This is a genomic window from Rhodococcus sp. PvP016 (assembly GCF_017832185.1).
Classification (GTDB): Bacteria; Actinomycetota; Actinomycetes; order Mycobacteriales; family Mycobacteriaceae; genus Rhodococcoides.
The window spans coordinates 3295817-3321889 of the sequence record NZ_JAFIBH010000001.1; the positions used below are offsets into that span (position 1 = coordinate 3295817).

Annotated in this window: 25 protein-coding genes; 12 read left to right on the plus strand and 13 right to left on the minus strand. The window is 69.3% G+C overall.

The window, feature by feature from the left end:
* Positions 1-4: 4 nt before the first annotated feature.
* Entirely contained in the window at positions 5-307 is a 303-nt protein-coding gene (locus tag JOE30_RS15330) for a DUF4193 domain-containing protein (protein WP_027505182.1), read from the minus strand.
* 628 nt (positions 308-935) lie between these two features.
* Here JOE30_RS15330 and cei point away from each other — a divergent pair.
* Complete coding sequence (cei, locus tag JOE30_RS15335) at positions 936-1616, plus strand: envelope integrity protein Cei (protein ID WP_204867659.1); 681 nt, start codon at positions 936-938, stop codon at positions 1614-1616.
* 6 nt (positions 1617-1622) lie between these two features.
* Here cei and JOE30_RS15340 read toward each other — a convergent pair whose 3' ends face one another.
* Positions 1623-2534 (minus strand): inositol monophosphatase family protein, encoded by a 912-nt coding sequence (locus JOE30_RS15340; protein ID WP_204867661.1) that lies wholly within the window; start codon positions 2532-2534, stop codon positions 1623-1625.
* 146 nt (positions 2535-2680) lie between these two features.
* Here JOE30_RS15340 and ppgK point away from each other — a divergent pair, with 146 nt between their 5' ends.
* Together ppgK and JOE30_RS15350 are read left to right on the plus strand one after the other, a co-directional pair.
* The gene (gene ppgK, locus JOE30_RS15345) at positions 2681-3493 is read left to right on the plus strand and encodes a polyphosphate--glucose phosphotransferase (RefSeq protein ID WP_204867663.1); all 813 of its coding nucleotides are present in this window, start codon (positions 2681-2683) and stop codon (positions 3491-3493) included.
* Positions 3494-3740: 247 nt separating this feature from the next.
* On the plus strand, positions 3741-5117 hold the full coding sequence (locus tag JOE30_RS15350; protein ID WP_056444837.1) for an RNA polymerase sigma factor: 1377 nt from the start codon (positions 3741-3743) through the stop codon (positions 5115-5117).
* 12 nt (positions 5118-5129) lie between these two features.
* On the opposite strand, the gene JOE30_RS15355 is transcribed toward JOE30_RS15350, so the two are convergent.
* The gene (locus JOE30_RS15355; RefSeq protein ID WP_204867664.1) at positions 5130-5477 is read right to left on the minus strand and encodes a DUF952 domain-containing protein; all 348 of its coding nucleotides are present in this window, start codon (positions 5475-5477) and stop codon (positions 5130-5132) included.
* The gene (locus JOE30_RS15360) at positions 5474-6421 is read right to left on the minus strand and encodes a DMT family transporter (protein ID WP_204867665.1); all 948 of its coding nucleotides are present in this window, start codon (positions 6419-6421) and stop codon (positions 5474-5476) included. Before JOE30_RS15360 ends, JOE30_RS15355 begins: the two co-directional genes overlap by 4 nt.
* A gap of 241 nt (positions 6422-6662) precedes the next feature.
* On the opposite strand from JOE30_RS15360, the gene JOE30_RS15365 reads away from it, so the two are divergent.
* Positions 6663-6863 carry a hypothetical protein gene (locus JOE30_RS15365; RefSeq protein ID WP_204867666.1) on the plus strand — a complete coding sequence of 67 codons (201 nt, stop codon included), beginning with the start codon at positions 6663-6665 and terminating at the stop codon, positions 6861-6863.
* Between the two features lie 111 nt (positions 6864-6974).
* On the opposite strand, the gene JOE30_RS15370 is transcribed toward JOE30_RS15365, so the two are convergent.
* Complete coding sequence (locus JOE30_RS15370; protein ID WP_204867667.1) at positions 6975-8738, minus strand: DEAD/DEAH box helicase; 1764 nt, start codon at positions 8736-8738, stop codon at positions 6975-6977.
* A gap of 222 nt (positions 8739-8960) precedes the next feature.
* Between JOE30_RS15370 and JOE30_RS15375 the strand changes: the two genes are divergently transcribed.
* Complete coding sequence (locus JOE30_RS15375) at positions 8961-10103, plus strand: YihY/virulence factor BrkB family protein (RefSeq protein ID WP_204867668.1); 1143 nt, start codon at positions 8961-8963, stop codon at positions 10101-10103.
* Here JOE30_RS15375 and JOE30_RS15380 read toward each other — a convergent pair.
* Positions 10076-10312, minus strand: a complete 237-nt coding sequence (locus JOE30_RS15380; RefSeq protein ID WP_027505173.1) for a DUF3039 domain-containing protein — start codon at positions 10310-10312, stop codon at positions 10076-10078. The two genes, JOE30_RS15375 and JOE30_RS15380, sit on opposite strands and share 28 nt — an antisense overlap.
* A gap of 94 nt (positions 10313-10406) precedes the next feature.
* On the opposite strand from JOE30_RS15380, the gene JOE30_RS15385 reads away from it, so the two are divergent.
* From JOE30_RS15385 to JOE30_RS15395, 3 genes are all read left to right on the plus strand, one after another.
* Positions 10407-10808, plus strand: a complete 402-nt coding sequence (locus JOE30_RS15385) for a DUF3099 domain-containing protein (protein ID WP_056444840.1) — start codon at positions 10407-10409, stop codon at positions 10806-10808.
* An 87-nt stretch (positions 10809-10895) separates the two neighbouring features.
* Complete coding sequence (locus JOE30_RS15390; RefSeq protein WP_204870437.1) at positions 10896-12386, plus strand: class I SAM-dependent methyltransferase; 1491 nt, start codon at positions 10896-10898, stop codon at positions 12384-12386.
* Between the two features lie 147 nt (positions 12387-12533).
* Positions 12534-13502, plus strand: a complete 969-nt coding sequence (locus JOE30_RS15395) for a sigma-70 family RNA polymerase sigma factor (protein ID WP_027505171.1) — start codon at positions 12534-12536, stop codon at positions 13500-13502.
* 79 nt (positions 13503-13581) lie between these two features.
* Here JOE30_RS15395 and JOE30_RS15400 read toward each other — a convergent pair whose 3' ends face one another.
* Entirely contained in the window at positions 13582-16167 is a 2586-nt protein-coding gene (locus tag JOE30_RS15400; protein WP_307806305.1) for a GNAT family N-acetyltransferase, read from the minus strand.
* A gap of 124 nt (positions 16168-16291) precedes the next feature.
* Positions 16292-17557: an acetoin utilization protein AcuC gene (locus JOE30_RS15405; RefSeq protein WP_204867669.1), complete on the minus strand. Its 1266-nt coding sequence runs from the start codon at positions 17555-17557 to the stop codon at positions 16292-16294.
* A gap of 163 nt (positions 17558-17720) precedes the next feature.
* Between JOE30_RS15405 and JOE30_RS15410 the strand changes: the two genes are divergently transcribed.
* Together JOE30_RS15410 and galE are read left to right on the plus strand one after the other, a co-directional pair.
* The gene (locus JOE30_RS15410) at positions 17721-18407 is read left to right on the plus strand and encodes a metal-dependent transcriptional regulator (RefSeq protein ID WP_027505168.1); all 687 of its coding nucleotides are present in this window, start codon (positions 17721-17723) and stop codon (positions 18405-18407) included.
* Between the two features lie 48 nt (positions 18408-18455).
* Positions 18456-19439 (plus strand): UDP-glucose 4-epimerase GalE, encoded by a 984-nt coding sequence (gene galE / locus JOE30_RS15415; protein WP_204867671.1) that lies wholly within the window; start codon positions 18456-18458, stop codon positions 19437-19439.
* 9 nt (positions 19440-19448) lie between these two features.
* Here galE and JOE30_RS15420 read toward each other — a convergent pair whose 3' ends face one another.
* Complete coding sequence (locus JOE30_RS15420; RefSeq protein WP_204867673.1) at positions 19449-20519, minus strand: DUF4192 domain-containing protein; 1071 nt, start codon at positions 20517-20519, stop codon at positions 19449-19451.
* A 141-nt stretch (positions 20520-20660) separates the two neighbouring features.
* Here JOE30_RS15420 and dtd point away from each other — a divergent pair, with 141 nt between their 5' ends.
* Positions 20661-21092, plus strand: coding sequence for a D-aminoacyl-tRNA deacylase (dtd, locus tag JOE30_RS15425; RefSeq protein ID WP_204867676.1), 432 nt, complete (start codon positions 20661-20663; stop codon positions 21090-21092).
* 11 nt (positions 21093-21103) lie between these two features.
* Here the strand turns inward: dtd and JOE30_RS15430 are convergent, their stop codons facing one another.
* The 4 genes from JOE30_RS15430 to JOE30_RS15445 all read right to left on the minus strand — a co-directional run bounded on the left by JOE30_RS15430 (position 21104) and on the right by JOE30_RS15445 (position 24407).
* On the minus strand, positions 21104-21751 hold the full coding sequence (locus JOE30_RS15430; protein WP_204867678.1) for a trimeric intracellular cation channel family protein: 648 nt from the start codon (positions 21749-21751) through the stop codon (positions 21104-21106).
* Between the two features lie 4 nt (positions 21752-21755).
* Positions 21756-22562 carry a sensor domain-containing protein gene (locus JOE30_RS15435; RefSeq protein ID WP_245217937.1) on the minus strand — a complete coding sequence of 269 codons (807 nt, stop codon included), beginning with the start codon at positions 22560-22562 and terminating at the stop codon, positions 21756-21758.
* 124 nt (positions 22563-22686) lie between these two features.
* Positions 22687-23325 carry an MBL fold metallo-hydrolase gene (locus JOE30_RS15440; RefSeq protein ID WP_204867682.1) on the minus strand — a complete coding sequence of 213 codons (639 nt, stop codon included), beginning with the start codon at positions 23323-23325 and terminating at the stop codon, positions 22687-22689.
* Positions 23322-24407 (minus strand): S-(hydroxymethyl)mycothiol dehydrogenase, encoded by a 1086-nt coding sequence (locus JOE30_RS15445; RefSeq protein WP_204867684.1) that lies wholly within the window; start codon positions 24405-24407, stop codon positions 23322-23324. Before JOE30_RS15445 ends, JOE30_RS15440 begins: the two co-directional genes overlap by 4 nt.
* Before the next feature lie 153 nt (positions 24408-24560).
* On the opposite strand from JOE30_RS15445, the gene sthA reads away from it, so the two are divergent.
* Entirely contained in the window at positions 24561-25976 is a 1416-nt protein-coding gene (sthA, locus tag JOE30_RS15450) for a Si-specific NAD(P)(+) transhydrogenase (protein ID WP_027505160.1), read from the plus strand.
* Positions 25977-26073: the final 97 nt, after the last annotated feature.

A 26073-nucleotide genomic window follows, 5' to 3' on the forward strand; every position in this document is an offset into this window, starting at 1 on the left:
TCGGTCAGGCCGCGCAGTCGCGGCAGACCAGCACGCCGCCGTTGTCTGACGACAGCCGTGAGCGGTGATGCACCAGGAAGCAGCTCGAGCACGTGAACTCGTCGGCCTGCTTCGGCACGACACGTACGGACAGTTCCTCACCGGACAGGTCTGCGCCCGGCAGTTCGAAGGACTCCGCGGTGTCCGTCTCGTCGATGTCGACGACGGCGGACTGCGCCTCGTTGCGGCGTGCCTTCAGTTCCTCGAGGGAGTCCTCCGACACGTCGTCGGACTCGGTACGGCGTGGTGCGTCGTAATCGGTGGCCATGTTGTTCCCCTTACCTTCCTGCTGAGACCGGGTGTGCCCGGTCTCCTTCGATCGCCTTCATGGGGGATGTTCAAGACGTCGACCGCTTCTTGTTCGACGAACTCGTCCTCTGTCGGACTCACACCCTCGGATCCCGATGCAGGTCGTTCGTGTTCCTCGTCTGCTGTTCGTGGCAGAACATCGATCCGGTCGGACTTCTTCCCGACTTCCGCCGGAAGGATCTCCGCCCTTCTCGCTCACCTATTCGCAGCCGTCGTCCTGACGGATGACGGCCGGCGTGCGGGTGAGCCGACTGTGCCCGAATCCCCGTGACGGGAAACATTCTCTTGCTGCGGGCGTGCAGGCCCGAGGAGCCCGACCGGCCGTGAGTTCGATCCGCCGGGCCGCCAGACAATAGCCGACGACGAGCCGGTGTGGAAAACACCCTGCCCAGCGCGGTGTGTCGTGGTGTGAACGGCTCCCGCGGGAACCGCATCTCCCCTGTTCATCCCGCCCAACGCCGTCGACCGCGCAGACGTTCCCACCCGCCGTGCGTCGCGCGTCACATGCCGACGCGGCCCACTACAGTGAGCGAGTCACCGCCCGTGACACGACAGCGCGACACGTATCAGCAGAAGGGCACGCTCCCGTGGTCTCACTCATCACTCACGGCTCCTCGACCGACGACAAGGGACGGCCGTACGCGCGGCGTCGGGCCTTCCCGATCCTCGTGGTGCTCGTCGTGCTCGCCCTCGCCGGTGCGGCCGTGTGGGTGAACATCCTGACCACGACCGAGACCGGCACGGACGCCGTCGCCTGCAACGCCCCCCAGCCGGCCTCCGACCCCGCCGCCCCCGCGGCGGCCGAGCCCGGCAGCGTCGTGGACGCCTCGATGGTCACGGACACCCAGCCCGCCCCGTTGTCCGCCACCCGCGTGCGCGTGTTCAACGCGAACGGACAGGGCGGCCAGGCCGCCGAGATCGCCGCCGATCTCAGCGATTTCGGCTTCGCCAGCGCACCGGACGTGCAGGTGGGCAACGACCCCGTCTACGTCGATCAGAACATGCAGTGCATCGCTCAGATCCGGTTCGGCGCGGCCGGAGTGGCCGCCGCGGGCACCGTCGCACTGGTAGCGCCGTGCGCCGAGTTCGTTCAGGACACCCGCGAGGACGACACCGTGGATCTCGCGCTGGGCACCAACTTCCGTGCGCTGGAACCGAACACCGACGGCGAGGAGGTCATCCGCTCGCTCGCGGACGTCGCTCCGGGCGCCGCGGCACCGAACCTCGACGTCGATCTGCTCGCCGCCGCGCACCGCGTCAACTGCTGACCCGGGTCAGGCCTTCGGAATAGCGGCGACGCCACCGAGACGGTCGAGGACGGACAGGAACCCGTCTGCCACACCTGCCGCCACGGCGATCGTCACCTCGCCGTCGTCGCTGCGGGAGTGCGGCGACGGGGTGATCACCCGCGCACCCGCCTCCGCCGCGACCAGGGCGCCCGCCGCCCAGTCCCACGGGCTGAGCCCGTGCTCGAAGTGGGCGTCGACGCGTCCCGCCGCCACCATGCACAGATCCAGTGCCGCCGAGCCGATGCGACGAACGTCCCGCACTTCGGGCAACAGAGCCGCGATCAGCGCACCCTGACGGCGGCGGCGCGCTGCGTCGTAGCCGAAACCCGTGGCCACCAACGTGAGTGCCACGTCGTCGATGTCGTTGACTCGCAAGCGCATCCAGTCCCCGCCCGCGTCCGAGCACCACGCGCCGCCGCCGAGCGACGCCGCGTACGTGCGGTCCCCCACCACGTCCTCCACGGCGCCCGCCACCGACGCGCCGTCGATCTGCGCGGCCACGGAGACCGAGTAGGCGGGGATGCCGTAGAGGAAGTTCACCGTGCCGTCGATCGGATCGAGGACCCACCGGACACCGGACGGGGCGATGTCCTCCCCGCCGCCCTCCTCACCCAGTACCGCGTCGTCGGGACGCAGCCGGCTCAACAGGTCCCGGATGACGTGTTCGGTCTCGGTGTCGACCACCGTCACCGGATCGGTGGGCGTCGACTTCGACCGGACCGCGTCCACCGCTGCACCGCCCGCGCCGAACACCTCCGGCCGACGCCGACGTACGTGGCGTCCCGCCTCGCGTGCGACGTCGACGGCGATGCGGCGCAACATCTCCGGGTCGAGCGTGCTCGTCGAGTCGTCCTGCGGCACATCGTCATGAGGAGTCACCCGGTAATCCGAACACATCGGGCGGCGGAACGGTACGGCGCGCCACCCACCGCGGTGCCGCGCGACCGGGAACGCCGTCAGCAACTAGGGTGGCGTGCGCGCACCAGATCTCGCACGAGCGCGCCGGTCTCCGACGCGTGAGTGCGCCACCAGGAGGTTCTGTCATGACGAACGACCACACCGAACCCGGCCCGGTCTCCATCGCCGGGAAGACGGGCTCGCACCCCGAGGGCCGAGGCTTCGGTGTCGACGTCGGTGGCAGTGGCGTCAAGGGTGGCGTGGTCGATCTCGCCACCGGCGAACTGATCGGTGAGCGCTACAAGATCGAGACCCCGCAGCCGTCGACTCCCACCGCGGTGGCCGAGACGGTCGCGGCGATCGTCGACCACTTCGAGTGGACCGGGGACGTGGGCATCACCCTCCCCTGCGTCGTCACCGGGGGCGTGGCGCGGACCGCCGCGAACGTCGACAAGGGCTGGATCGGGACCGACGCCGGCGCGCTGTTCCGTGAGCATCTCGGTGGTCGTTCGGTGACCGTGCTCAACGACGCCGACGCCGCGGGCATCGCGGAGGACAAGTTCGGCGGCGGCAAGGACTCCAAGGGTGTCGTCATCCTGCTCACCTTCGGCACCGGCATCGGGTCCGCCATCCTGCAGAACGGCGTCCTGCTGCCCAACACGGAACTCGGGCACATGGAGGTGGACGGCAAGGAGGCCGAGCACCGCGCGGCGTCGTCGGTCAAGGACGACGACGGACTGTCGTACAAGGCCTGGGCCAAGGAGGTCTCGCGCGTGCTCGAGCGCATCGAGGATCTGTTCTGGCCGGACCTCTTCATCGCCGGCGGCGGCATCAGCCGCAAGGCCGAGAAGTGGATCCCCCTGCTCACCAACCGCACCCCGGTGCAGCCCGCGACACTGCGCAACGCCGCCGGAATCGTCGGCGCGGCCCTCGCCGCCCAGTCCGGTGTGGCGCCCTGATCATTCTCGAGGGCGTGTCCGCGTCCCTCTGACCTGCGCCGCGTCGGCCCGCCGGTGCGCGATGTGAGTCACACCCCACTGCCGGCGAGCCGGGAACCTCGGCGTCCTCCCGCGCGTTGGTGCTGTGCACTCGCGGCGGTCGTTACAATGGTCCACGCCCCGGTTTCACGCCGGGAAATCCACAGACCTCTCCGCCGGATCATCACTCTGGCGTGACGCCGCACGACACCGTCACGAAAGGGCGTACGTGGCAGCCATCGATATTCGTCAGACCGCGGACACCGCGCCGGCAGTCGACAGCACTCCGGCCGTCGACACCGCGTCGGCCGACGGCACCGCACCCGGCGCCGTCGGAACCGCACCCGCGAAGGCCCCGGCCAAGAAGGCGGCTCCGCGCAAGGCAGCAGCCAAGAAGGCCGCGCCGCGCAAGGCCGCAGCGAAGAAGACCGCAGCGAAGAAGGCGACGTCTCCTGCGACCGGCGACGACGCCGACGAGCCCACCGCGGACATCGAGGACATCGACGTTCCCGAGGGCGAGCTCGCAGCCGAGTCGGACGTCGTCGAGGTCGTCGCCGTGGGCGACGAGGTCGAGGACGACGCGACCACCGAACCCACGCCGGAGGACAAGGCGTCGGGCGACTTCGTGTGGGACGAGGAGGAGTCCGAGGCGCTGCGACAGGCCCGCAAGGACGCCGAGCTCACCGCCTCCGCCGACTCCGTCCGCGCCTACCTCAAGCAGATCGGCAAGGTCGCCCTCCTCAACGCCGAGGAGGAGGTCGAGCTCGCCAAGCGCATCGAGGCCGGTCTCTACGCCGTCCAGCTCATGGCCGAGTCCGCCGAGAAGGGCGAGAAGCTCCCCGTGGCCCAGCGCCGCGACATGACCTGGATCTGCCGCGACGGCAACCGGGCGAAGAACCATCTGCTCGAGGCCAACCTTCGTCTCGTGGTCTCGCTGGCCAAGCGGTACACGGGCCGCGGCATGGCTTTCCTGGACCTCATCCAGGAGGGCAACCTCGGTCTGATCCGCGCGGTGGAGAAGTTCGACTACACCAAGGGCTACAAGTTCTCGACGTACGCGACGTGGTGGATCCGTCAGGCCATCACCCGCGCCATGGCGGACCAGGCCCGCACCATTCGTATCCCGGTGCACATGGTCGAGGTCATCAACAAGCTCGGACGCATCCAGCGTGAGCTCCTGCAGGATCTGGGTCGTGAGCCCACTCCCGAGGAACTCGCCAAGGAGATGGACATCACGCCCGAGAAGGTGCTGGAGATCCAGCAGTACGCTCGCGAGCCGATCTCCCTCGACCAGACCATCGGCGACGAGGGCGACAGCCAGCTCGGTGACTTCATCGAGGACTCCGAGGCCGTCGTCGCAGTCGACGCGGTGTCGTTCACCCTCCTGCAGGACCAGCTCCAGTCGGTACTCGAGACTCTCTCCGAGCGCGAGGCAGGTGTCGTGCGACTGCGTTTCGGCCTCACCGACGGCCAGCCGCGCACGCTCGACGAGATCGGCCAGGTCTACGGGGTCACGCGTGAGCGCATCCGACAGATCGAGTCGAAGACCATGTCGAAGCTGCGGCACCCGAGCCGGTCGCAGGTTCTGCGCGACTACCTCGACTGACAGTTCCGTACCTCACCCGACGGCGACGAACGTCCCGTCGTCGTCGGGCAGGTAGGGCTGCACCTCGACCACCGCGGTGAGCGGGACCGGTCCGTAGAGGTGCGGGAACAGCATCGAACCGGGACCGCCGGGCACTCCCGGCTCCCATTCCAGTCGGCCCTTCAGCCGCGTCGGGTCCACCGACAACAGCACGATGTCCCGGCGCCCGGCGAACAGCCGGTTCGCCGGCAGATGAACCTGCTGCGGTGTCGACAGATGAACGAACCCCTGCTCGGCGAGCGATGCGGGTGCCACCTCCCCCGCGGCCACGCTCGCCTCCCAGTCCGCCGCAGGGCACATGTGCACCAGGATCTCGGTCATCGGCCGTCCTCTCGTGTCGGGTCCTGCAGTCGATTCGTGTCGGCCGGTGGTGCCGGTCGTGCACGTCGTTCCACACCGCCCAGCGCGACGGCGACGATCACACACAGGATGCCCGCGAGTTCGGCGAGCGAGGGCACCTGCCGCAGCACCACGACGCCGACCACCGTCGCCGTGGTGGGCAGCAGCGCGAGCAACAACGCGAACCGTGCCCGTCCGACCGTGCGCAGGACCACCTGGTCGAGTGCGTAGGGGATCACGCTCGACAACACGCCCACCCCGACACCCAGCAGCCACGTGGACGGCGCGGTGAACACCGACGGATCGTCGAGCACCTGGGGCGTCAACGCGAGCGGGGCGAGGATCACCGACGCCACCGCCATGCCGACGGCGAGGGAGTCCAGGCCGTCGCCCGCGGTCGCGACCGATTTCCCGAGCACCACGTAGCCGGCCCACAGTCCGGCGGCGAGGAGTGCGAAGCCGACCCCGACCAGACCCACGTCGAATCGCGCTCCGGCCACCAGCGCGACTCCCGCGACCACCAGGACGAGCGCGAGGACGTCGCGAGCACGCCGCGATCCGAGTGCGGCGACGAGGACCGGGCCGAGGAACTCGATCGCCACGGCGGTGCCCAACGGGATGCGGGCGATCGCCTCGTAGAACGCCAGGTTCATTCCCACCGTGACGACGCCGAACCCACCGGCCACCACGATGGTGCGGGCCGTCCATCGCGTGCGCCAGGGACGACGCCAGGCCAGCAGAACGGCCGCTGCGCCTGCCGCGCGCAGCCACGCCACGGCCGCCGGCGAGATGGTGTCGAAGAGATGGACGCCGATGGCGGCACCGAGATACTGCACGAGCGCGCCGACCACGAAGACGAACGGCACCGACCACGGCGGAAACGAACGCCCCACCGACGCGAGACCGCGCGCGTCCACATCCGTCATGGTCGAACCGTATCCACCGGTCGCGACACGGGCGCACAGGGGCGGGTGCGTTCTGCCGACAGCGAACGATGCTCACGAGGGAGGTGGTTCACCAGCATGTTTCGTGTTAGTGACAACACACGGCCATCCGCGTGGGAACAACGCACGAACCCCATACGTCTGTAAGAGTGAACGAACCGCGTCGAACCGACGTGGCGGACCGACCCCAGGACCGTGTTGTCACGGTCAGTACGGAGGAGTCATGCCCGGATTGTTGACCGACACCACCCTCACCGCTGCCGACAGGTGCGATCGTTGCGGAGCGGGAGCGCGGGTGCGTGCCGTCCTCCCCACCGGCGGAGAACTGCTGTTCTGCCGTCACCACGCCAACGAGCACGAAGCGCGTCTCCTCGAGATGAACGCCACCATCGTCGCGGATGCGGATTCCGACGCCATGGCGTGATGACCGGGGGACTCGGTCCCACAGCATCAGCACTCGACTCCTGACACCACGAAGGGCGACCACCGATTCGGTGGTCGCCCTTCGTCGTGCGCGGGGCTCGTGCAGTCGCGATCACCACGACCGCAGAGCCGAGATCCTCTCGGTGAGCTGCTCCGCCGTCGCGATCGCGGTGGGCGGCCCACCGCAGCTCCGCCGGAGTTCGCCGTGGATGATGCCGTGGGCCTTGCCGGTGCGGTGGTGATGCATCGCCACCAGACCGTTGAGCTCCTTACGCAGATCGGCCAGCTTCGCGGCGTCCGCGGACCGCCCGGCGGGCGGGAGGGTGACCGGAGCCGGAGTTTCCGTGGGTGCCGCCGGGCGCGCGAGCTGCGTCTCCTGACGTTTCCGCAGCAGCGCGCGCATCTGGTCACCGTCCAACAGGCCCGGCAGGCCGAGATAGTCCGCCTCGTCGTCGCTGCCCGAGAACGTCGCGGTGCCGAAGGACGAGCCGTCGAAGATCACCTGGTCGAGCTCTGCGTCGGCACCGAGCGAAGTGAAGGCCTTCTCCTCCTCGCCGGGCTCGTCCTTCTGCTGGTTCGCCTCGATGAGCAGGTCGTCGTCGAGACCGTCCTTCTCCCGGTGCGGCTTCCCGATGACATGGTCGCGCTGCGCCTCGAGCTGGCTGGCCAGGTCCAGGAGCACCGGCACCGAGGGCAGGAACACGCTCGCGGTCTCACCCTTGCGGCGAGAACGCACGAAGCGCCCGACGGCCTGGGCGAAGTACAGCGGCGTGGAGGCGCTGGTCGCGTAGACGCCGACCGCGAGGCGCGGGACGTCCACGCCCTCCGACACCATGCGCACGGCCACCATCCACGTCGACGTTCCCGCGCCGAACTCGGCGATGCGGGCCGAGGACCCGGGATCGTCGGACAGCACGAGCGTCGGGGTCTCCCCCGTCGCCGCCTCGAGAATTCCCGCGTAGGCGCGCGCGGTGGTCTGGTCCGACGCGATGACGAGGCCACCCGCGTCGGGAATGCCGCCCTGACGGAGTTGGTGCAGCCGGGTGTTCGCCGCGGCGAGCACCGACGGCACCCATTCGCCCGACGGGTCGAGAGCGGTGCGCCAGGCGCGCGCCGTCTGCTCGGCGCTGAGCGGCTCGCCGAGCCGGGCGGCGAACTCCTCGCCCGCACTGTTGCGCCAGCGCGCCTCGCCCGAGTACGCGAGAAAGACGACCGGCCGCACGACGCCGTCCGCCAGCGCGTCGGCGTAGCCGTAGCTGTGGTCCGGGCGCGACCGGGGCAGGCCCTCGTCGTCCGGCTCGTAGTTCACGAACGGGATGGGGCTGTCGTCGCTGCGGAAGGGCGTTCCCGTGAGAGCCAGGCGGCGCGTCGCGTCCCCGTAGGCCTCGCGGATGCCCTCGCCCCAGCTCTTGGCGTCGCCGCCGTGGTGGATCTCGTCGAGAATCACGAGCGTCTTGCGGTTCTCGGTCCGCACCCGGTGGCGTGAGGGGTGCGACGCCACCTGTGCGTACGTGACGACGATGCCGTGGAAGTCGCTGGACGTCTGCCCGGTGCTGTTGGAGAACCGGGAGTCGAGCGCAAGTCCGACGCGCGCCGCCGCCTCCGCCCACTGGTGCTTGAGGTGCTCGGTGGGAGCGACGACCGTGATCTGATCCACGGTGCGGTCGCTCAATAGCTCGAGGGCCACGCGCAGCGCGAACGTGGTCTTGCCGGCTCCGGGAGTGGCGACGGCGAGGAAGTCGGTCGGACCCGCCGACAGGTACTTCGTGAGTGCTCGCCGCTGCCAGGCGCGCAGTGGCGGCAGGGTGACTCCGGCCGGCCCTGTCACAGGGAGTCCTCCTGCGCTGTCGACCTTCTCGCCGATCTCGGCCGTCATGAACGGACCTCGTCCGGCGCCGTACTTTCACCTGAAAGGATGCGAACCACCCGTGGCATGGAACTCCCGTTCGGCTCGTCGTCTCGTGTGCACATCCGTCGATGAGACTATCGCGGACGTCGGCGCGCCCACCAATGCGCACGTCGCCGCCGGTACCCGCGACGGCGACACACCGGGCGCGGACGTGCCCGAGCGACGCCGGTGGGCCATGCTGGAGTCATCATGAGCGCACCCGCCGACAACACGTCCGATCGGGACACCGCGGCAGCGTCGACGTCCGACGGAAAGCCCGAGCCCGGTCCCGTACCCGGACGACCGCTGCGCACGGCGTGGCGCGTCGTCGCGAGGACGGCGGACAAGGCGTGGGACGACTCCATCTTCGGCAAGTCCGCCACCGCTGCCTTCTGGCAGACCCTGTCGCTGCCGCCGCTGGTGCTCGCACTCCTCGGCAGCCTCACCTACATCGCGGGGTGGTTCGGACCGAACACTCTCGACATCATCGAGTCGAAGATCGTGACGTTCAGCTCGACGCTGTTCAGCGACAACGTCGTGGACGAGATCATCGCCCCCACGCTGACGGACATCCTCAACAGCGGACACGGTCCCGTCGTGTCCGTCGGCTTCCTGCTGTCGTTGTGGGCCGGCTCGTCGGCGATCTCCACCTTCGTCGACTCCATCGTCGAGGCGCACGGTCAGCAGGACGCGCGCAACCCCGTGTGGCAGCGCATCTTCGCTCTCCTGCTGTACGTCGCGTTCCTGATCGTCGCGGTGTTCGTCCTGCCCCTCGTCGCGCTGGGGCCCACCATCATCGGTCAGGTGCTGCCGTCGTCGTGGTTCGAGATCGGCTCGCAGGTGATCGACATCGCGTACTACCCGGGTGTCGGACTGCTGCTCATCGTCGGCCTGACGACGCTCTACAAGGTGGCTCTGCACACCTCGCTGCCGTGGCACCGCCTGCTCGGCGGATCGCTGCTGGCCGGGGTGTTCTTCATGCTGGCGAGTGCGGTGCTGCGCACCTACCTGTCCTGGGTCACCGGAACGGGCTACACCTACGGCGCGCTCGCGGCTCCGATCGCCTTCCTGCTCTTCACGTTCTTCCTGGGATTCGCGGTGGTGCTGGGGGCGGAGTTCAACGCCACGGTCCAGGAGTTCTGGCCGGCGCGAGCGACACGCATGGACCAGGTCAAGGGATGGATCGCCGAGAAGGCCGCCGATCCGGGTGCGGGCACCGTGGGCGCGCTCGGCCGACTCGCCACCGGCCCGATCCGCATCGCACGGTCGGATCGGGACGGCGACGAGTCACCGGAGAAGCGTCAGGTGACGCGTGAGCGACAGGATCACTCGCCCTTGCGCAAGCCGTCGTAGACCTTCTTGCAGTCGGGGCACACGGGTGACCCGGGCTTGGCCGACTTCGTGACGGGGAAGACCTCGCCGCACAGTGCGACGACGTGGGTGCCCATCACCGCGCTCTCGGCGATGCGGTTCTTCTTCACGTAGTGGAAGAACTTGGGAGTGTCGTCGTCGGTGGTCTCGTCGGTGCTGACGTCGGGGCGTTCCTTGGTCTGCGTGCTCATGCATCGATTATGACGGTTGTTCCCGACACGCGCGTCGCACATCTCACCACCTCCGATTACTGCACACTTCGTTCAGTAGTGACACAGTGGAGTCATGGCACACGACGGCATCTCACCCCGCGACAGCGTTCGCGAGGCCGTACTGATCACCGAGGCACGAACGTCGGTCGAGGAGCAGCACCGAGCGCGCGTGCGCAAATACCTCTTCATCATGTCCTTCCGTATCCCGGCGCTGGTCCTCGCGGCGCTGTCGTACGGCGCGTGGCAGAACCCGTGGATCGCCATGGCCATCGTCGGCGTGTCGATCCCCCTCCCGTGGATGGCCGTCCTGATCGCCAACGACCGACCGCCGCGGACTGCGGACGAGCCCAGCCGCTACGGCTGGCGGGCGACCGATTCCACCGCGCTGGAGGCACGCAGTCACCCCGTGGTGAACCTCGATGAGGAACCCGATCTCGACCGACGCGCGATCTCGAATCCGCGCGCCACGTCCTGAGACGGCGCCGTCCCGAGATCGGTCTGCTGACACACTGACCCGGTGACCGACTCGAACCACCGCACCTCGCCTCCCCCGTCCGTCCCGGTGGACGCGGACCGCCTCGTCGACCTCGCGTCCACGCTGCGGATCGCGTTCGACCGAGCAGACTTCACCGCGGACGGGATCCTGGAGGCACTGGGCGGCTCGGTCCATGCCGCGCTGGGACGAGGAGAACCCGCACCGGTGCGCCGGCGCTGCGGAGAACTCGGTCAGCTCGGCACGCTCATCCGACTGTTCCTGCTCTCCGATGACGTGGTGATCGATGCCGCGACCACCGCCCTCGCGCCGACGCCTCTCGACGCTGCGGTCGCAGCCGGCCTGCTCGACACCGGCAGCGACACCGTGCGCAGTCTGCTCGACATCCGCCCCCTCGATCTCGGCACGGGCACTCGGTGGGTGGTGTCCGACATCGACGGCAGCATGCGCGACGTCCGTATCGGGTCCGATCACGTGCTCGGCGTCGGGCACGCGTCGTTGTCGCTGGTCCGCGGGACACCCACCCGTGTGGACGGGACTCCGCCCACCGTCCTGGATCTCGGCACCGGCTGCGGCATCCAGGCTCTCCATGCGGCGCCGTACGCCCTGTCGATCACCGCCACCGACGTCAGTGATCGGGCCATCGCCCTCACCCGCATGACGGCGGCCCTCAACGGTCTGGACTTCGAGACGATCCCGGGCTCGTGGTTCGCACCCGTCGCGGGGCGGACCTTCGATCGCATCGTCGCCAACCCGCCCTTCGTCGTCGGATCGGGCCGAGTCTCCCACTCCTACCGTGATTCCGGCCTGGACCTCGACGGTGCCAGCAGCCTCGTCGTGGGAGCGGCACCGGAGCATCTCGCTCCGGGCGGGACCGCCTCGTTGCTCGCCTCCTGGGTTCACGTGGACGGCGAGGACTGGCGGTCACGGGTCGCGTCGTGGCTGCCCGACCACGGTGTCGACGCGTGGATCGTGCAGCGCGACATCGCGGACCCCGCTCTCTACGTGGGCACGTGGTTGCGGGACGGCGGACTCGATCTGCGAGACCCTGCCGTCGACGAGACGGCGACCGCCTGGCTCGATCACCTCGACGCCGCCGGCGTCACGGGTGTCGGCTTCGGCTTCGTGTACCTCCGCCGGACAGACCGGCCCACCAGCGTCCTCGCGGAGGACCTGATGCACGGGTACGAGGATCCCCTCGGCGACGAGGCACTCGACGTCCTGGACCGGGTCGACTGGCTCCGCACACACGATCTGCTCGACGAGTGTGTGACCGTCGCCCCGACGACGGCTCTCGAGGAGGTCTCCACCCCCGATCCGGACGGTGGGTGGACCACCGTCGTACGCCGGGTCCACCGCGGCGACGGCCCCGCATGGTCCCACGAGATCGACGCGGACGGGGCAGCACTCCTGGCCGGGATGCGCACGGGCGGACTGACGGTCGGCGACCTCACCGAGCTTCTCGCGGCCGCACGCGGCGTGGACGCCGCGGAGCTGACGGATTCGGTCGTCGCCTTGGTCGCGGGGCTCGTCGTGCACGGGTTGGTGATCCCCACCTGAGCCGAGCAGTCGTTTCTCTCAGCAACTTCTCAGGGCTGAGGTGGTGAAACCGCAGCTCAGAGTGTTTGACGGAGGTGGGGTTCGGGAACTTTTCTGACGTGTCCCGGCGTTGTACCCAGTGAGACACCACCGATCAGGAGGCACGTCATGACCAGCCCCACCACCATTCGCCCTCGACCGAGTGATGCCGACCTGGACGCACAGAGCCCGGCAGCGGACCTCGTTCGCGTCTACCTCAACGGTATCGGACGCACGGCACTGCTGACGGCCGCGGAGGAAGTCGATCTGGCGAAGAAGATCGAGGTGGGCTTGTACGCGACCCATGTGCTCGCGACCGGCAAGCGCCTCTCCCCCGCCAAGAAGCGTGACCTCGCGCTCATCGTGCGCGAGGGCCAGTCCGCTCGGGCACACCTCCTCGAGGCCAACCTCCGCCTCGTCGTCTCGCTCGCCAAGCGCTACACGGGCCGCGGCATGCCGCTGCTGGACCTCATCCAGGAGGGCAACCTGGGTCTGATCCGCGCGATGGAGAAGTTCGACTACGCCAAGGGCTTCAAGTTCTCGACGTACGCCACCTGGTGGATCCGTCAGGCCATCACGCGCGGCATGGCGGACCAGAGCCGCACCATCCGGCTCCCCGTCCATCTGGTGGAGCAGGTGAACAAGCTCGCGCGGATCAAGCGTGAGCTGCACCAGCAGCTCGGCCGCGAGGCCACCGACGACGAGCTCGCCGAGGAGTCCGGCATCCCGGTCGAGAAGATCGCGGACCTGCTCGACCACAGCCGCGACCCGGTGTCGCTCGACATGCCCGTCGGCAGCGACGAGGAAGCACCGCTGGGCGACTTCATCGAGGACTCGGAAGCCACGTCCGCCGAGAATGCCGTGATCGCCGGACTGCTGCACACCGACGTACGCAGCGTGCTCGCCACACTCGACGAGCGTGAGCAGCAGGTCATCCGGTTGCGCTACGGCCTCGACGACGGTCAGCCGCGCACCCTCGACCAGATCGGCAAGCTGTTCGGCCTCTCGCGTGAGCGCGTACGCCAGATCGAGCGCGAGGTCATGGGCAAGCTGCGCCAGGGCGACCGCGCCGAGCGACTGCGGTCCTACGCCAGCTGATCGTCCCCCGCATCACGACAGGCCCCCGGCTCTCGCCGGGGGCCTGTCGTCGTTCCGGGGCCTGTCGTCGTTCCAGGGGTCAGCGCAGGCGACGCGGGCCCAGATCGATGCGACTGGGCTCGGGTCCGATGCGGATCCTCGCGTCGGTGGTCTCCGCGCCGCTCGGCGATGCGAGGACCGGGTCGCACACCAGCTCGCGCACCTCGGACAGATCGTCCGCCAGCGTGGAGACCCGGAGCACGACGTCGACCAGCGCGCCCTTGTTCACCGGCGACGCGGTGCGGTACCCCGAGAGCATCGGCGCGGCCCGCGGCGCGTCGATGAGCTCCGCCGCTTCCCTCTCGGTGAGTGGGAGCACGCGGTACGCCCTGTCTCCCAGTAGATCCGACATGATGCCGGACAGCCCGAACGACACCAGCGAGCCGAACGACGGATCGTCCTGGACCCGCACCAGGCACCCGATTCCCTTGGTCGCCATCCGCTGCACCTGCATCACCGGGGTGCCCGATGCCTCGAACAGATCCCGGTACGCGCGGGCGACGGCGTCCGGCCCCACGACGTCGAGACGGACACCGCTCAGGTCGGGGCGGTGTCGCCACTGATCACCGGTGGCCTTCACTGCGACGGGTCCTCCCAGCTCGCGGGCCGCCTCCACCGCCTCGGCCTCGTCCGTCACCGTGCGGAAGGCGGCGATCTCCACGCCGTAGCACCGCAGCAGCTGCTCGGTCTCGACGTCGGAGAGCCACCGCCCTGAGGGACTGGCCGCCATCCAGCCGGCCACCAGTGCGCGCGCCGCGTCGGCGTCTACGCCGCCGGGCCGCACCACGGTGTCGGCCGGACGATTCAGCCACGAGGCGTACCGCCACGCCTTCTGCAGCGCGTAGACCGCTCGCGCCGGGTCAGGATACGACGGCACCGATCCGCGGATCGGCGTTCCGTCGTCGCCGCGGACCGCCAGCACGTCCGGAATGCCCTCGGCGGCGAGGAAGGTCGTCAGCACCGGCTTGTCGGCGCCGCGGACCGCCGCGCCGAGCGCCTCGGCGTAGGAGGCGACACGGACGGCGACCGGGGGAACGAAGACCGCGAGAACGGTGTCCACGTCGTCCGACCGCAGCGCCGTGGTGACCGCGGCCGCGAACTCTTCGGGCGTGGCCTGCGCGCCCACGTCGACCGGGTCCGGCGCGGTCATACCGCTGTCCCGCGCGGCGTCGACGGCGAGGACACCGAGCGCCGTCGAGTTGCCGACCACCGCGACCCGCGGACCTGCCGGCAGCGGCTGATAACCCAGAAGGATGGCGCAGTCGAACAGTTCGGCGATCGAGTCGACCTGGATCACCCCCGCCTGCTCGAAGAGGGCACGCACGATCGTGTCGTCGATGTCGGTGCCGGTCGCCAGCGCCGGCGGCACGGCTCCGCGTCCACTCTTGACCGCGACGATCGGCTTGGACCGCGCCACCCGGCGCGCGATGCGCCAGAACTTGCGGGCGTTGCCGAAGCTCTCGAGGTAGAGCAGGACCACCTCGGTGGCCTCGTCCTGGTCCCAGTACTGCAGCAGGTCGTTGCCGGACAGGTCGGCGCGGTTGCCGGCGGAGACGAAAGTCGACAGTCCCAGGAGCCGCTTCGACGCCTGCGCCAGGATGGCGATACCCAGGGCGCCCGACTGGCAGAAGAAGCCCACACGCCCGCGACCAGGGAGGTCCGTCGCCAGCGTGGCGTTGAGCGACACCGCGGGATCGAGATTCGCGACGCCCAGAGCGTTGGGTCCGACCAGGCGCATGCCGTGGGCACGAGCGGAGTGCACCAGGCGCCGTTCGTTCGCGCGACCGTCCTCCCCCGTCTCACCGAACCCGGACGACACCACCACCAGCGCCTTCACACCCTTGGCGAGACAGTCGTCGAGCACCGCGTCGATCTGGTCGGCCGGCACGGCGGCCACCGCGAGATCCACCTCGTCGGGAATGTCCCGCACCGTCGGGTACGCGCGCACTCCGCGCACCGACGTGTGTTCCGCGTTCACGGGATAGACGGGTCCGGTGAACGATCCCCGCAGCAGGTTGGTCAGCACCGCGTTGCCCACCTTCTCGGGGTCCGTCGAGGCACCGATGACGGCGACGGAGCGTGGGCCGAGCACGTTGCGGACGCTGCGGGCCTCGGCCGCGCGCTCGCGGGAGTTGCGCACCTGGACGAGCGCGTCGCTGGGATCGATGTCGAAGTCCAGGTTCAGCACGCCGCCGTCGAAGCTGCGGCTCACCTGGTAGCCGGCCTGGCGGAACACGGTGACCATGTTGCGGTTCTCCGCGAGGACCTCGGCGACGAAGCGGCGTACCCCGTTCTCGGCGGCCGCCCCCGCCAGGTGCTCGAGCAGGATCGGACCGAGCCCACGACCCTGGTGCGCATCGGCGACGACGAAAGCCACCTCGGCGGAGTTGCCGTCGCCCTGCGGCAGGCGCTCGTACCGGCCGACGGCGATGATCTCGTCGCCGAGCGTCGCGACGAGGGCCACCCGCGACGTGTGATCGACCGTCGTGAAGTTGAGGATGTCGCGCTTGGGCATGGTGGGGTACGGACCGAAGTAGCGCAGGTATCGCGTCCGCTCGGACAGCTTGCCGTGGAACTCGACCAGGGCGTCTGCGTCACCGGGCACGATCGGCCGCAGGTGCACCACGCGGCCGTCGGACGCGAGGACGTCGGCGGCCCAGTGCCGCGGGTAGTTCTCGGCCCGCTGCCGCTCGAGCTCCTTGGGATCCGGCGGCGCCGGCGCGTCCGGTGTCTCGGGTGCGGGTGTCTCGTCAGTCACGCGGATCCTCCGGGTCGAGTCCCCACAGCGGGTAGACGGCGCGGCGGGTGGCCACGATGGCGGTGTCGATGCGTTGGATGGCGCGATCGACGTGCTCCACACCCGACTCCGGGGAACCACCCGGCCCGTCCCACGGCGGGTACTCCACGTCTCCGTCGTCGCTCATCGTGGACGGCAGGTCGATGCTCGGCGCGGCGAGCCGCACCTTCTCGTGCCACTCGTCCGGAATGGACGTCGTCGGATCGAGATCGCGGTCGAGCACCGCGGCGATGAGATGGGTCCAGGCACGTGGCACCACTCGCACCAACCCGTATCCGCCACCGCCCACCGCGAGCCACCGACCCTCGCAGACCTGATCGGCGAGGTCGCGCATCGCACGGAACGCGGCGCGCTGCCCGTCCACGGTGAGTCCGAGATCGGCGAGCGGATCCTCGCGATGACTGTCCACGCCGCACTGGCTGATGATGATCTGCGGCTTGAACGCCGCCACCGCTCCGGGCACCACCGCGTGAAACGCTCTCAGCCACAACCGATCTCCAGTGCCGGGAAGAACCGGCACGTTGACGGAGGTGCCCTCCGCGGCGTCGGCACCCACCTCGGTGGACCATCCGGTGTTGGGCCACAGCGTGGCCGGGTGCTGGTGCACCGAGACCGTCATGACGCGGGGATCGGCGAGGAAGGCCGCCTGGACACCGTCACCGTGATGAGCGTCCACGTCGATGTAGGCGATGCGGTCGTACCCGTTGTCGAGCAGCCACGAGATGGCGATGGCCGCGTCGTTGTAGACGCAGAAGCCCGACGCCCAGTCCGCCATGGCGTGGTGCATGCCCCCGCCGATGCTCACGGCGCGGCGCGAGCGTCCCGAGGCGATGGCCCGCGCGGCGGTGAGGGTGCCACCCGCGATCACCGCACTGGCCTCGTGCATGTCGGGGAACACCGGGTTGTCCTCGGATCCGAGACCGTGCAGCACCTCGGACGCCCGCGAACCCAGCGGTAGGTCACGCGGCGCGCGCTTGACCGCCTCGACGTACCCCGGTGTGTGCACCCGCAACAGCTCACTGTCCGACGCGACCTCCGGCGGCAGCAGTTCGGTCCCCTCGAGCAGACCGACCCCCCGTGCCAGATCCATGGTGAGCGCCAGGCGGGTGGGATTCATCGGGTGGTCGTCGCTCCACCGGTAGTTCAGGTAGTCCGCGCTCCAGACCAGAGCGGGCTGCCCCGGAGGCGACTGCGATGTCGAGGACGACTGCAGAGTCATGGCCCTCAACCTACGTGTCCGATTCGGCGTTCGTGATCGACTCGCGCACACCTGCTCGACGGGTCGTGGCGGGGCGGACGCACCGCGGCTCACCACGCCCGCACCTGGACCCACCGGTGAACCGTCCGTACCGGTAGAATCCACAACGACGAAGGGTGTGATTGTGAAGGATCTGGTGGACACCACCGAGATGTATCTCCGGACCATCTACGACTTGGAAGAAGAAGGGGTCGTTCCCCTGCGCGCCCGCATCGCCGAGCGCCTCGAGCAGAGCGGACCGACCGTGAGCCAGACCGTGGCCCGGATGGAGCGCGACGGGCTGCTCCTGGTCGCGGGCGACCGGCATCTGCAGCTGACGGAGAAGGGCCGCGAGCTCGCGGTCGCCGTGATGCGCAAGCACCGGCTCGCGGAGCGGCTGCTCGTGGACGTGATCGGCCTGCGCTGGGAGGACGTGCACGCCGAGGCCTGCCGCTGGGAGCACGTCATGAGCGAGGAGGTCGAACGGCGCCTGGTCGAGGTGCTGGACAACCCGACCACCTCGCCGTACGGAAACCCGATTCCCGGTCTCGCACTGCTGGGTTCGTCCCGGCCGACCGAGCAGCCGGAGGACCTGGTCCGCCTCAGCGACATCGCGCCGGGAACGCCCACCGCCGTGGTGGTGCGCCGCCTCGCGGAGTACGTGCAGTCCGACCCCGACACGATCGCGCGCCTGCGCGAGGCCGGAGTCGTCCCGGACGCGCGCGTCACCGTGTCCGTCACGCCGGGCGCCGTCACCATCACCGTGCCGGGCCACGACGACGTCGATCTGTCCGAGGAGATGGCGCACGCCGTTCAGGTGCGCACCATCTAGCTGCTCGGGTCTCTCGCGGAGTTCCCAGACACAGGAATCGGAGTTCGAGTGAAGTTCGTGGTGACCGGCGGCGCCGGCTACGTCGGCAGCGTGTGCGCGGCCGTCCTGATGGAGAACGACCACGAGGTCGTCGTGGTGGACGATCTGTCCACCGGCAACGCCGACGGGGTGCCCTCGGGTGCGGAGTTCGTCGAGGGCCCCGTCGCCGAGGTCATCTCGTCGGTGCTCGGACGCGAGAAGGTCGACGGTGTCCTCCACTTCGCGGCCCAGTCGTTGGTCGGCGAGTCGGTGGAGAAGCCGGAGAAGTACTGGCGCGGCAACCTCGGTGCGGCGTTGGAACTGCTCGATGCCATCGTCGAGCACCAGGTTCCGCGCCTCGTGTTCTCCTCGACCGCCGCGACGTACGGGGAGCCCGAGCGCACGCCCATCACGGAGGACTTTCCCACTCGGCCCACCAACCCGTACGGAGCGAGCAAGCTCGCGATCGACCACGCGATCACGGGATACACCGCGGCGCGCGGGTTCGGCGCGACCAGCCTCCGGTACTTCAACGTGGCCGGAGCACACGCCGGCCTCGGCGAGAACCGTGTCGTCGAGACCCACCTCATTCCTCTCGTCCTGCAGGTCGCTCTCGGACATCGTGAGTCCATCTCGGTGTTCGGCACCGATTGGCCGACACCGGACGGTACGGCCGTCCGTGACTACATCCACGTCCGCGATCTGGCCGACGCGCACCTGCGCGCCCTGTCCCAAAGCGTCCCCGGGAGTCACAGGATCTTCAATCTGGGTAGTGGCGAAGGGTTCTCGGTGCGTGAGGTCGTCGACGCGTGCCGCCGCGTCACCGGCGTCGACATCGCCGTCACGGACGCACCCCGGCGTGCCGGCGATCCGGCAGTGCTCGTCGCGTCGAGCGAGAAGGCCATGGCCGAGCTCGGCTGGAAGCCCGAGCTCACCGATCTCGACGTGATCGTCGCGGACGCCTGGGCGTTCCTGCAGTCTCTCGGCGACAGGGCGCACTCCGCCCGTCGCTGACCCCGGACCTCACTCCGCGTCCGGCGGCAACTCGACCCCCAGATCCTCCGCCAGCGATCGCGCGGACAGCACCAGCTCGCGGACGACCGTCGGCCTAACCCCGTTCTGGAGTGCGGTGTCCAACAACTGCGCGAAGCGGTAGTCCGGATCCGCGGTCAAGGCTGTCTGCAGGGCCACCCCGGCGAGCGGGCCGTCTCCGCGCAGGTACGCCCACGCCCCCAACATCGTCGCGGGGTGCGCTCGGTCCGGACCGCTGACCCGCCGAGTCAGCTCGACCCACACCGCCTCGGCCGTGGGCCCCAGCGCGGTCGTCGCGAGGCCGAGAACGGCGTCCCGCACCGCGATCGTGCTGATCGCCACCATGATGCGTGCCGCCGTCAGGTGGTCGAGCTCGTCGGAGGCGTGCAGCGCCTCGAGGAAGACGACCGTGTCCGCCAGCAGGTCCGAGTGGCCGACCGGCCCGTCCTCCAGCTCGACCCGCAGTCGGCTGTTGCGGAACCGTTCGCACTCCGACTCCGGAACGGGTTGCAGCAGCAGCGCGATCTCCGAACGGGACGTGCGGATCTGCCGTCCCGCCATCACTCGGGACGCCGCGACCTGCGACGATCCGGGATCGGGCAGCGTGCCGCACCGCGGATCACCACCCAGGCTGCGCCACCGCTGTCCGGCCGCCAGGTGGGACACGTGGTGCACACCGAACAGGTCGATCCCGCGCGGGTCGAGTGTGTCCCGCAGCGCATCGGCCACCACCTCGTACGGCATCGTGAACTTCGACCCGGTGATCAGCACCGCGACGACCGCGTCCAGACCCTCTCTCGTGCAGACCTCGCCGCACCGCTCGATCACGTCGGCGAGCTCGGGTGAGTCGAGCCGGTCGGAGAGGTCCTGTCGCATGCACATCTCCACGACGGTGGGGCTGCCGGTGCTGAGGCAGATGAGCACGATGGACCGCGCCGGCACGAAGCCGAGCAGCGCCGGAACGGCGGCGATGAGGTCGCCCACCGACGTCACGACGGGGTGGTCCGCCGTCGCGGACGACGGGGATCGATGGCGGGGAACGGGGTACGGGCGTCGAGTCATGAGGAGGACTGTCCGCGTGCGGCCGACAGGTCGTTCGGAGTCGACCTGGGCAGATGGAACAGCCTGTGGATCGGCCCGCGCCCGGGGATGGACGCTCGCCCGGCTGCCACACTCGTCAGGACGAGACGACGAGAGGCAACCGTGCGCGCAGTGATTCAGCGAGTGAGCGAAGCAACCGTTCGAGTCGACGGCGTGGTGGTCGGAAGTATCGGCGCCGGACTCCTGGCCCTGGTCGGGGTGTCACCGTCGGACGGCGACGCGGACGTCGAGTACATCGCCCGCAAGGTCGCTGATCTCCGCATCCTGCCGGACGAGCGATCGGTCTCGGACGATCCCGGCGCAGCCGAGATCCTGGTCGTGTCCCAGTTCACGCTGTACGGGGACACGCGCAAGGGTCGTCGGCCGTCGTGGAACGGTGCGGCGTCGGGTGAGACAGCGGAACCGCTGGTCGATGCGGTGGTGGCCTCGCTCCGTGCACGCGGCATCACGGTCGCGACGGGTGTGTTCGGCGCGCACATGGCGGTGCAGTCGGTGAACGACGGGCCCGTCACCGTCCTCGTCGACAGCCCCTGACCCGCGGTTCCTCAGCGTCGGCGACGCCGCCTACGGCGCCACACCACTTCCTCCGGCAGCATCCACCCGCGACGGCGCGCGAGGAGACACAGAGCCGCGCCGACCACGGTCGCTGCGATCAGAGCGATCGTCGGTTGCCCTGCAGCCTGCACCACCACGAGGGTGGCGCTCGCGATCAGGGCGCACGACGCGTAGAGCGTGTTGCCGCCGAAGATGGTGGGGATGCGGCCGACCGCCACGTCGCGGATCGCGCCGCCGCCCACCGCGGTGACGGCGCCGAGTCCGATGGCCGGGAGCCACCCGAGTCCGACGCCGAGGGTCTTTTGCGCCCCTGCCGCGGCCCAACAGCCGAGTGCCAGCGCGTCGACGTACGGGAAGACTCGGTCCCACCCACGCCCTTCGAAGCGCACGGCGAACGCGACGACTGCGCCGATCAGTGCCACCGTCAGGTAGCGGTAGTCGGTGAGTGCGACGGGCGGCCCGGCCTGGAGCAGCGTGTCGCGGATGATGCCGCCGCCGAGCCCCGAGACGATGGCGAGAACCGAGAAGCCGACCAGGTCGAAGCGAAAGGCCCGGGCGACGGCGCCGCCGAGCAGCGCGTTGGCGAAGACACCCGTGAGGTCGAGGACCCGGAACAGCTCGGGTACGGCCACGGTCATGGGGTTATCCCCCGGCCTTGACCTTCTGTACCGCGGCGGTGAAGGTGCGGTCGAGCGTGGTGGAGTCGGGCGTCAGTTCCCCGAAAGACATGTACGTCGCCGTGACGCGGACGTCGTCGACCTGGGCCAGCAGCGACAGCATGGACTGCGTGACCTCGCCCGCCTGGCCGCCGGAGGTGACGGTACGACGCAGCGCAAGGGTGTCGTCGGCGCCGATCGGCGGCGGCGGAACGATGTCGGTGGTCACCAGGCTCGTCACACCGGCAGAGGTGGCCTCGACCTCCGAGCACTCCTGCCACAACGCCTTCCGATCCTCCAGCGTCGTGTCCACCCGGGACAGCTCGATGGAGATGGTGGCCCGGTTCTCGGGATCGGTCGCGACCAGCAGTGCCGTCGAGTCGGGATCGGACGATCGTGCCTCCGGCTTGCATCCCGCCGGTTCGACGGACGCGTCGGCCGCGATGCCGTCGAGGTCCTGAGCCGCCTGCGCCACGGCCTGCGGGGGCAGCACCACGGCCTGGTACGGCGCCGTGAAGGTGCTGGGATCGAGAAGCAGGGCCGACAGCGATCCCGCCGCGTCGGGACTCGCCGAGGTGCTGGACGGAGTGCTCGACGGTGTGGTGGTCGTCGACGATGATCCGGGTGCACTCGACGGAGCGGCGGAGGGCGGCGGACCGCCGGCCTCCGGAGTCCCGCTCACCGTGGAGCCACCGCATCCCGCCAGCACGGCGGCCGCGAGGGCGACGAGCGCACCGGCCCGCACCGCGGACACTCTGCTGGTAGCATCGGAACTCGTCGCTCGCGTCTGCATGTCTCCCCTGTCGGTGTGGCCCCCGGGCGTCCGGGAAGCTGCGTGGCCTCGACGCTGCCACACCGGCGGCCGCCCGTCCGCGGGCCACACCGAGGGGTGTCCGGTTCGTTATCCGGCGCTCGGCTCAGGACCCGCGAGCGATCCATTCCTCGAGGTGGGGCGATTCGTCGCCGATGGACGTCCCGTCACCGTGGCCGGTGTTGACCACCGTCTCCGGTGACAGCGCGAACAGTCGCTCCCGAATACTGCCGATGATCGTCGGGAAGTCCGAGTAGGACCGGCCGGTGGCACCGGGCCCACCGGAGAACAACGTGTCGCCACTGAAGAGCTGGCCGGCCTCGGGAAGGTACAGGCAATTCGACCCGGGTGAGTGTCCCGGCGTGTGCAGAACCTCGATCTCGGTGCCGGCGACCGAGATCCGGTCCCCGTCCGCCAGATCACGGTGAGCCAGTCCCGGGTGCGTCTGTTCCCAGAGCACGTCGTCTGCCGGGTGCAGCAGAATCGGTGCGTCGAGCCGCTCCGCGAGCTGGGGAGCGACCGTCACGTGATCGTTGTGTCCGTGCGTGCACACCACGGCGACGACCTTCCGGCCGCCGACCGCGTCGATGATCGGGGCCGCGTCGTGCGCCGCGTCGACGATCACCACCTCGGAATCGTCGCCGACGATCCAGATGTTGTTGTCGACGGCCCAGGATCCGCCGTCGAGCTCGAACGTGCCCGAGGTGACGACCTTCTCGACCCGGAAGCCGGACGGCGCGGTCACAGGACCACCACCGAACGCAGGACCTGTCCCTTGGCCATGGTGTCGAACGCCGCCTCGACGTCGTCCAGCGCGATGCGCTCGGTCACGAACTTCTCCAGCGGCAGGCGACCCTGCTGGTACAGGTCGACCAGCATCGGGAAGTCGCGCTCGGGAAGGCAGTCTCCGTACCACGACGACTTGAGCGAACCGCCGCGACTGAAGAAGTCGATCAACGGCATCTCGAGCGTCATGTCCGGCGTCGGCACACCGACCAGGACGACGGTGCCGGCCAGGTCGCGGGCGTAGAAGGCCTGCTTCCACGTCTCGGGGCGTCCGACGGCGTCGATCACCACGTCGGCACCGAAGCCGCCGGTCAACTCCTGGATGGCCTCGACCGCGTCCACGTCGGAGGCATCGACGGTGTGCGTGGCACCCAGGCCCTTCGCCCATTCGAGCTTGCCCTTGTCGCGGTCCACAGCGATGATCGTGCCCGCTCCGGCGAGCCGGGCACCGGCGATGGCGGCGTCGCCGACACCACCGCAGCCGATCACCGCGACCGAGTCGCCGCGACCGACGTTGCCGGTGTTCATCGCCGCGCCGAGGCCTGCCATGACGCCGCAGCCGAGCAGTCCGACGACGGCGGGGTCGGCGGAGGGATCGACCTTGGTGCACTGGCCCTCGTGCACGAGGGTCTTGTCGGCGAAGGCACCGATGCCCAGTGCGGGCGAGAGTTCCGTGCCGTCCTCGAGCGTCATCTTCTGCGAGGCGTTGTGCGTGTCGAAGCAGTACCAGGGCTCACCGCGCTTGCAGGCACGACACTGACCGCACACGGCGCGCCAGTTGAGCACCACGAAGTCGCCGACCTCGACGTGGGTGACCGCGTCACCGACCGTCTCCACGATGCCGGCCGCCTCGTGGCCGAGCAGGAACGGGAACTCGTCGTTGATGCCACCCTCGCGGTAGTGCAGGTCGGTGTGGCAGACGCCGCAGGCCTGCACCCGCACGACCACGTCGTTCGAGCCCGGATCGGGGATGACGATCGTCTCGAGGGACACCGGAGCGCCCTTGCTGCGAGCGACGACGCCGCGGACCTGCTGTGGCATTTCTTGCCTCCATCTGTCGGTACTGCCGGGTGCTGCGAACCTGACCGTCACCCTAACGATGCACAGGTGCGAACTGCTGCATCGGCGAGGTGTTCACCCAGTCGTGACACACACGGCACACCGGATTCTCCTGATGGGACTACTTGTTGGGGCATGTCGGACCAACTCGAATACGACCTGGTAGTCATCGGTTCCGGACCGGGAGGGCAGAAGGCCGCGATCGCGGCGGCGAAACTGGGCAAGCGCGTCGCCATCATCGAGAAGGGCAGCATGCTCGGCGGCGTGTGCGTCAACACGGGCACCATCCCGTCGAAGACGCTGCGCGAGGCGGTTCTCTATCTGACCGGCCTCAATCAGCGGGAGCTCTACGGAGCGAGCTATCGCGTCAAGGCGAACATCACGCCGTCGGATCTGCTGGCCCGGACGTCCCATGTGATCGGCAAGGAGGTCGAGGTCGTCCGATCGCAATTGCTGCGCAACCGAATAGAGATGATCACCGGCGAGGGCAGGTTTCTCGACGCGCACACCATCGCGGTGGACGACCGCAGCCGCGGCGAGCGCATCACGGTCGGCGCGCGGAACGTCGTGATCGCCACCGGGACGGCACCCGCCCGTCCCGACGACGTCGAGTTCGACAACTACCGCGTGCTGGACTCCGACGGCATTCTGGATCTGCAATTCATCCCGTCGTCGATGGTGGTGGTCGGAGCCGGCGTCATCGGGATCGAGTACGCGTCCATGTTCGCGGCGCTCGGATGCAAGGTGACCGTGGTCGAGAAGCGCGACACCATGCTCGACTTCTGTGACCGCGAGATCGTCGAGTCGCTGCAGTTCCACCTGCGAGACCTCGCGGTCACGTTCCGCTTCGGCGAGGCGGTCACGGCCGTCGACGTGGGACCGTCGGGAACGGTCACCACACTCGCGAGCGGGAAGAAGATTCCTGCCGAGACGGTGATGTACTCGGCCGGACGTCAGGGCATGACCGACGGTCTGGACTTGGAGAAGGCCGGACTGGAGGCGGACGCCCGAGGACGGATCGACGTCGACGACGACTTCCAGACCAAGGTGGACACGATCTACGCGGTCGGCGATGTCATCGGATTCCCCGCGTTGGCCGCGACATCGATGGATCAGGGTCGACTGGCTGCTTATCACGCCTTCGGCGAGCCGGGGAACAAGCTCACCGACCTCCAACCCATCGGCATCTACTCCATCCCGGAGGTGTCCTACGTCGGCGCGACCGAGGTGGAACTGACGAAGAACTCGGTTCCCTACGAGGTGGGCGTGTCCCGCTACCGCGAACTCGCGCGCGGACAGATCGCGGGAGACTCCCACGGGATGCTGAAACTGATCGTGTCCACCGTCGACCGACGGGTCCTCGGCGTGCACATCTTCGGTTCCGGCGCGACCGACCTCGTGCACATCGGCCAGGCGGTCATGGGATGCGGGGGCACGGTCGACTATCTGGTCGACGCCGTCTTCAACTATCCGACCATGTCCGAGGCGTACAAAGTCGCGGCACTGGACGTCGCCAACAAGATCCGGGCTCTGGAGGCCTTCACGCGCTGACCGGCGACGGCGGGGAATGTCGGGGTCCCCGCCGTCGTTGGGAGGAGAAACGGGTGAAGCCCGGTCGCGCAGGGTCGCTGTGGGAAAATGGGGTAAC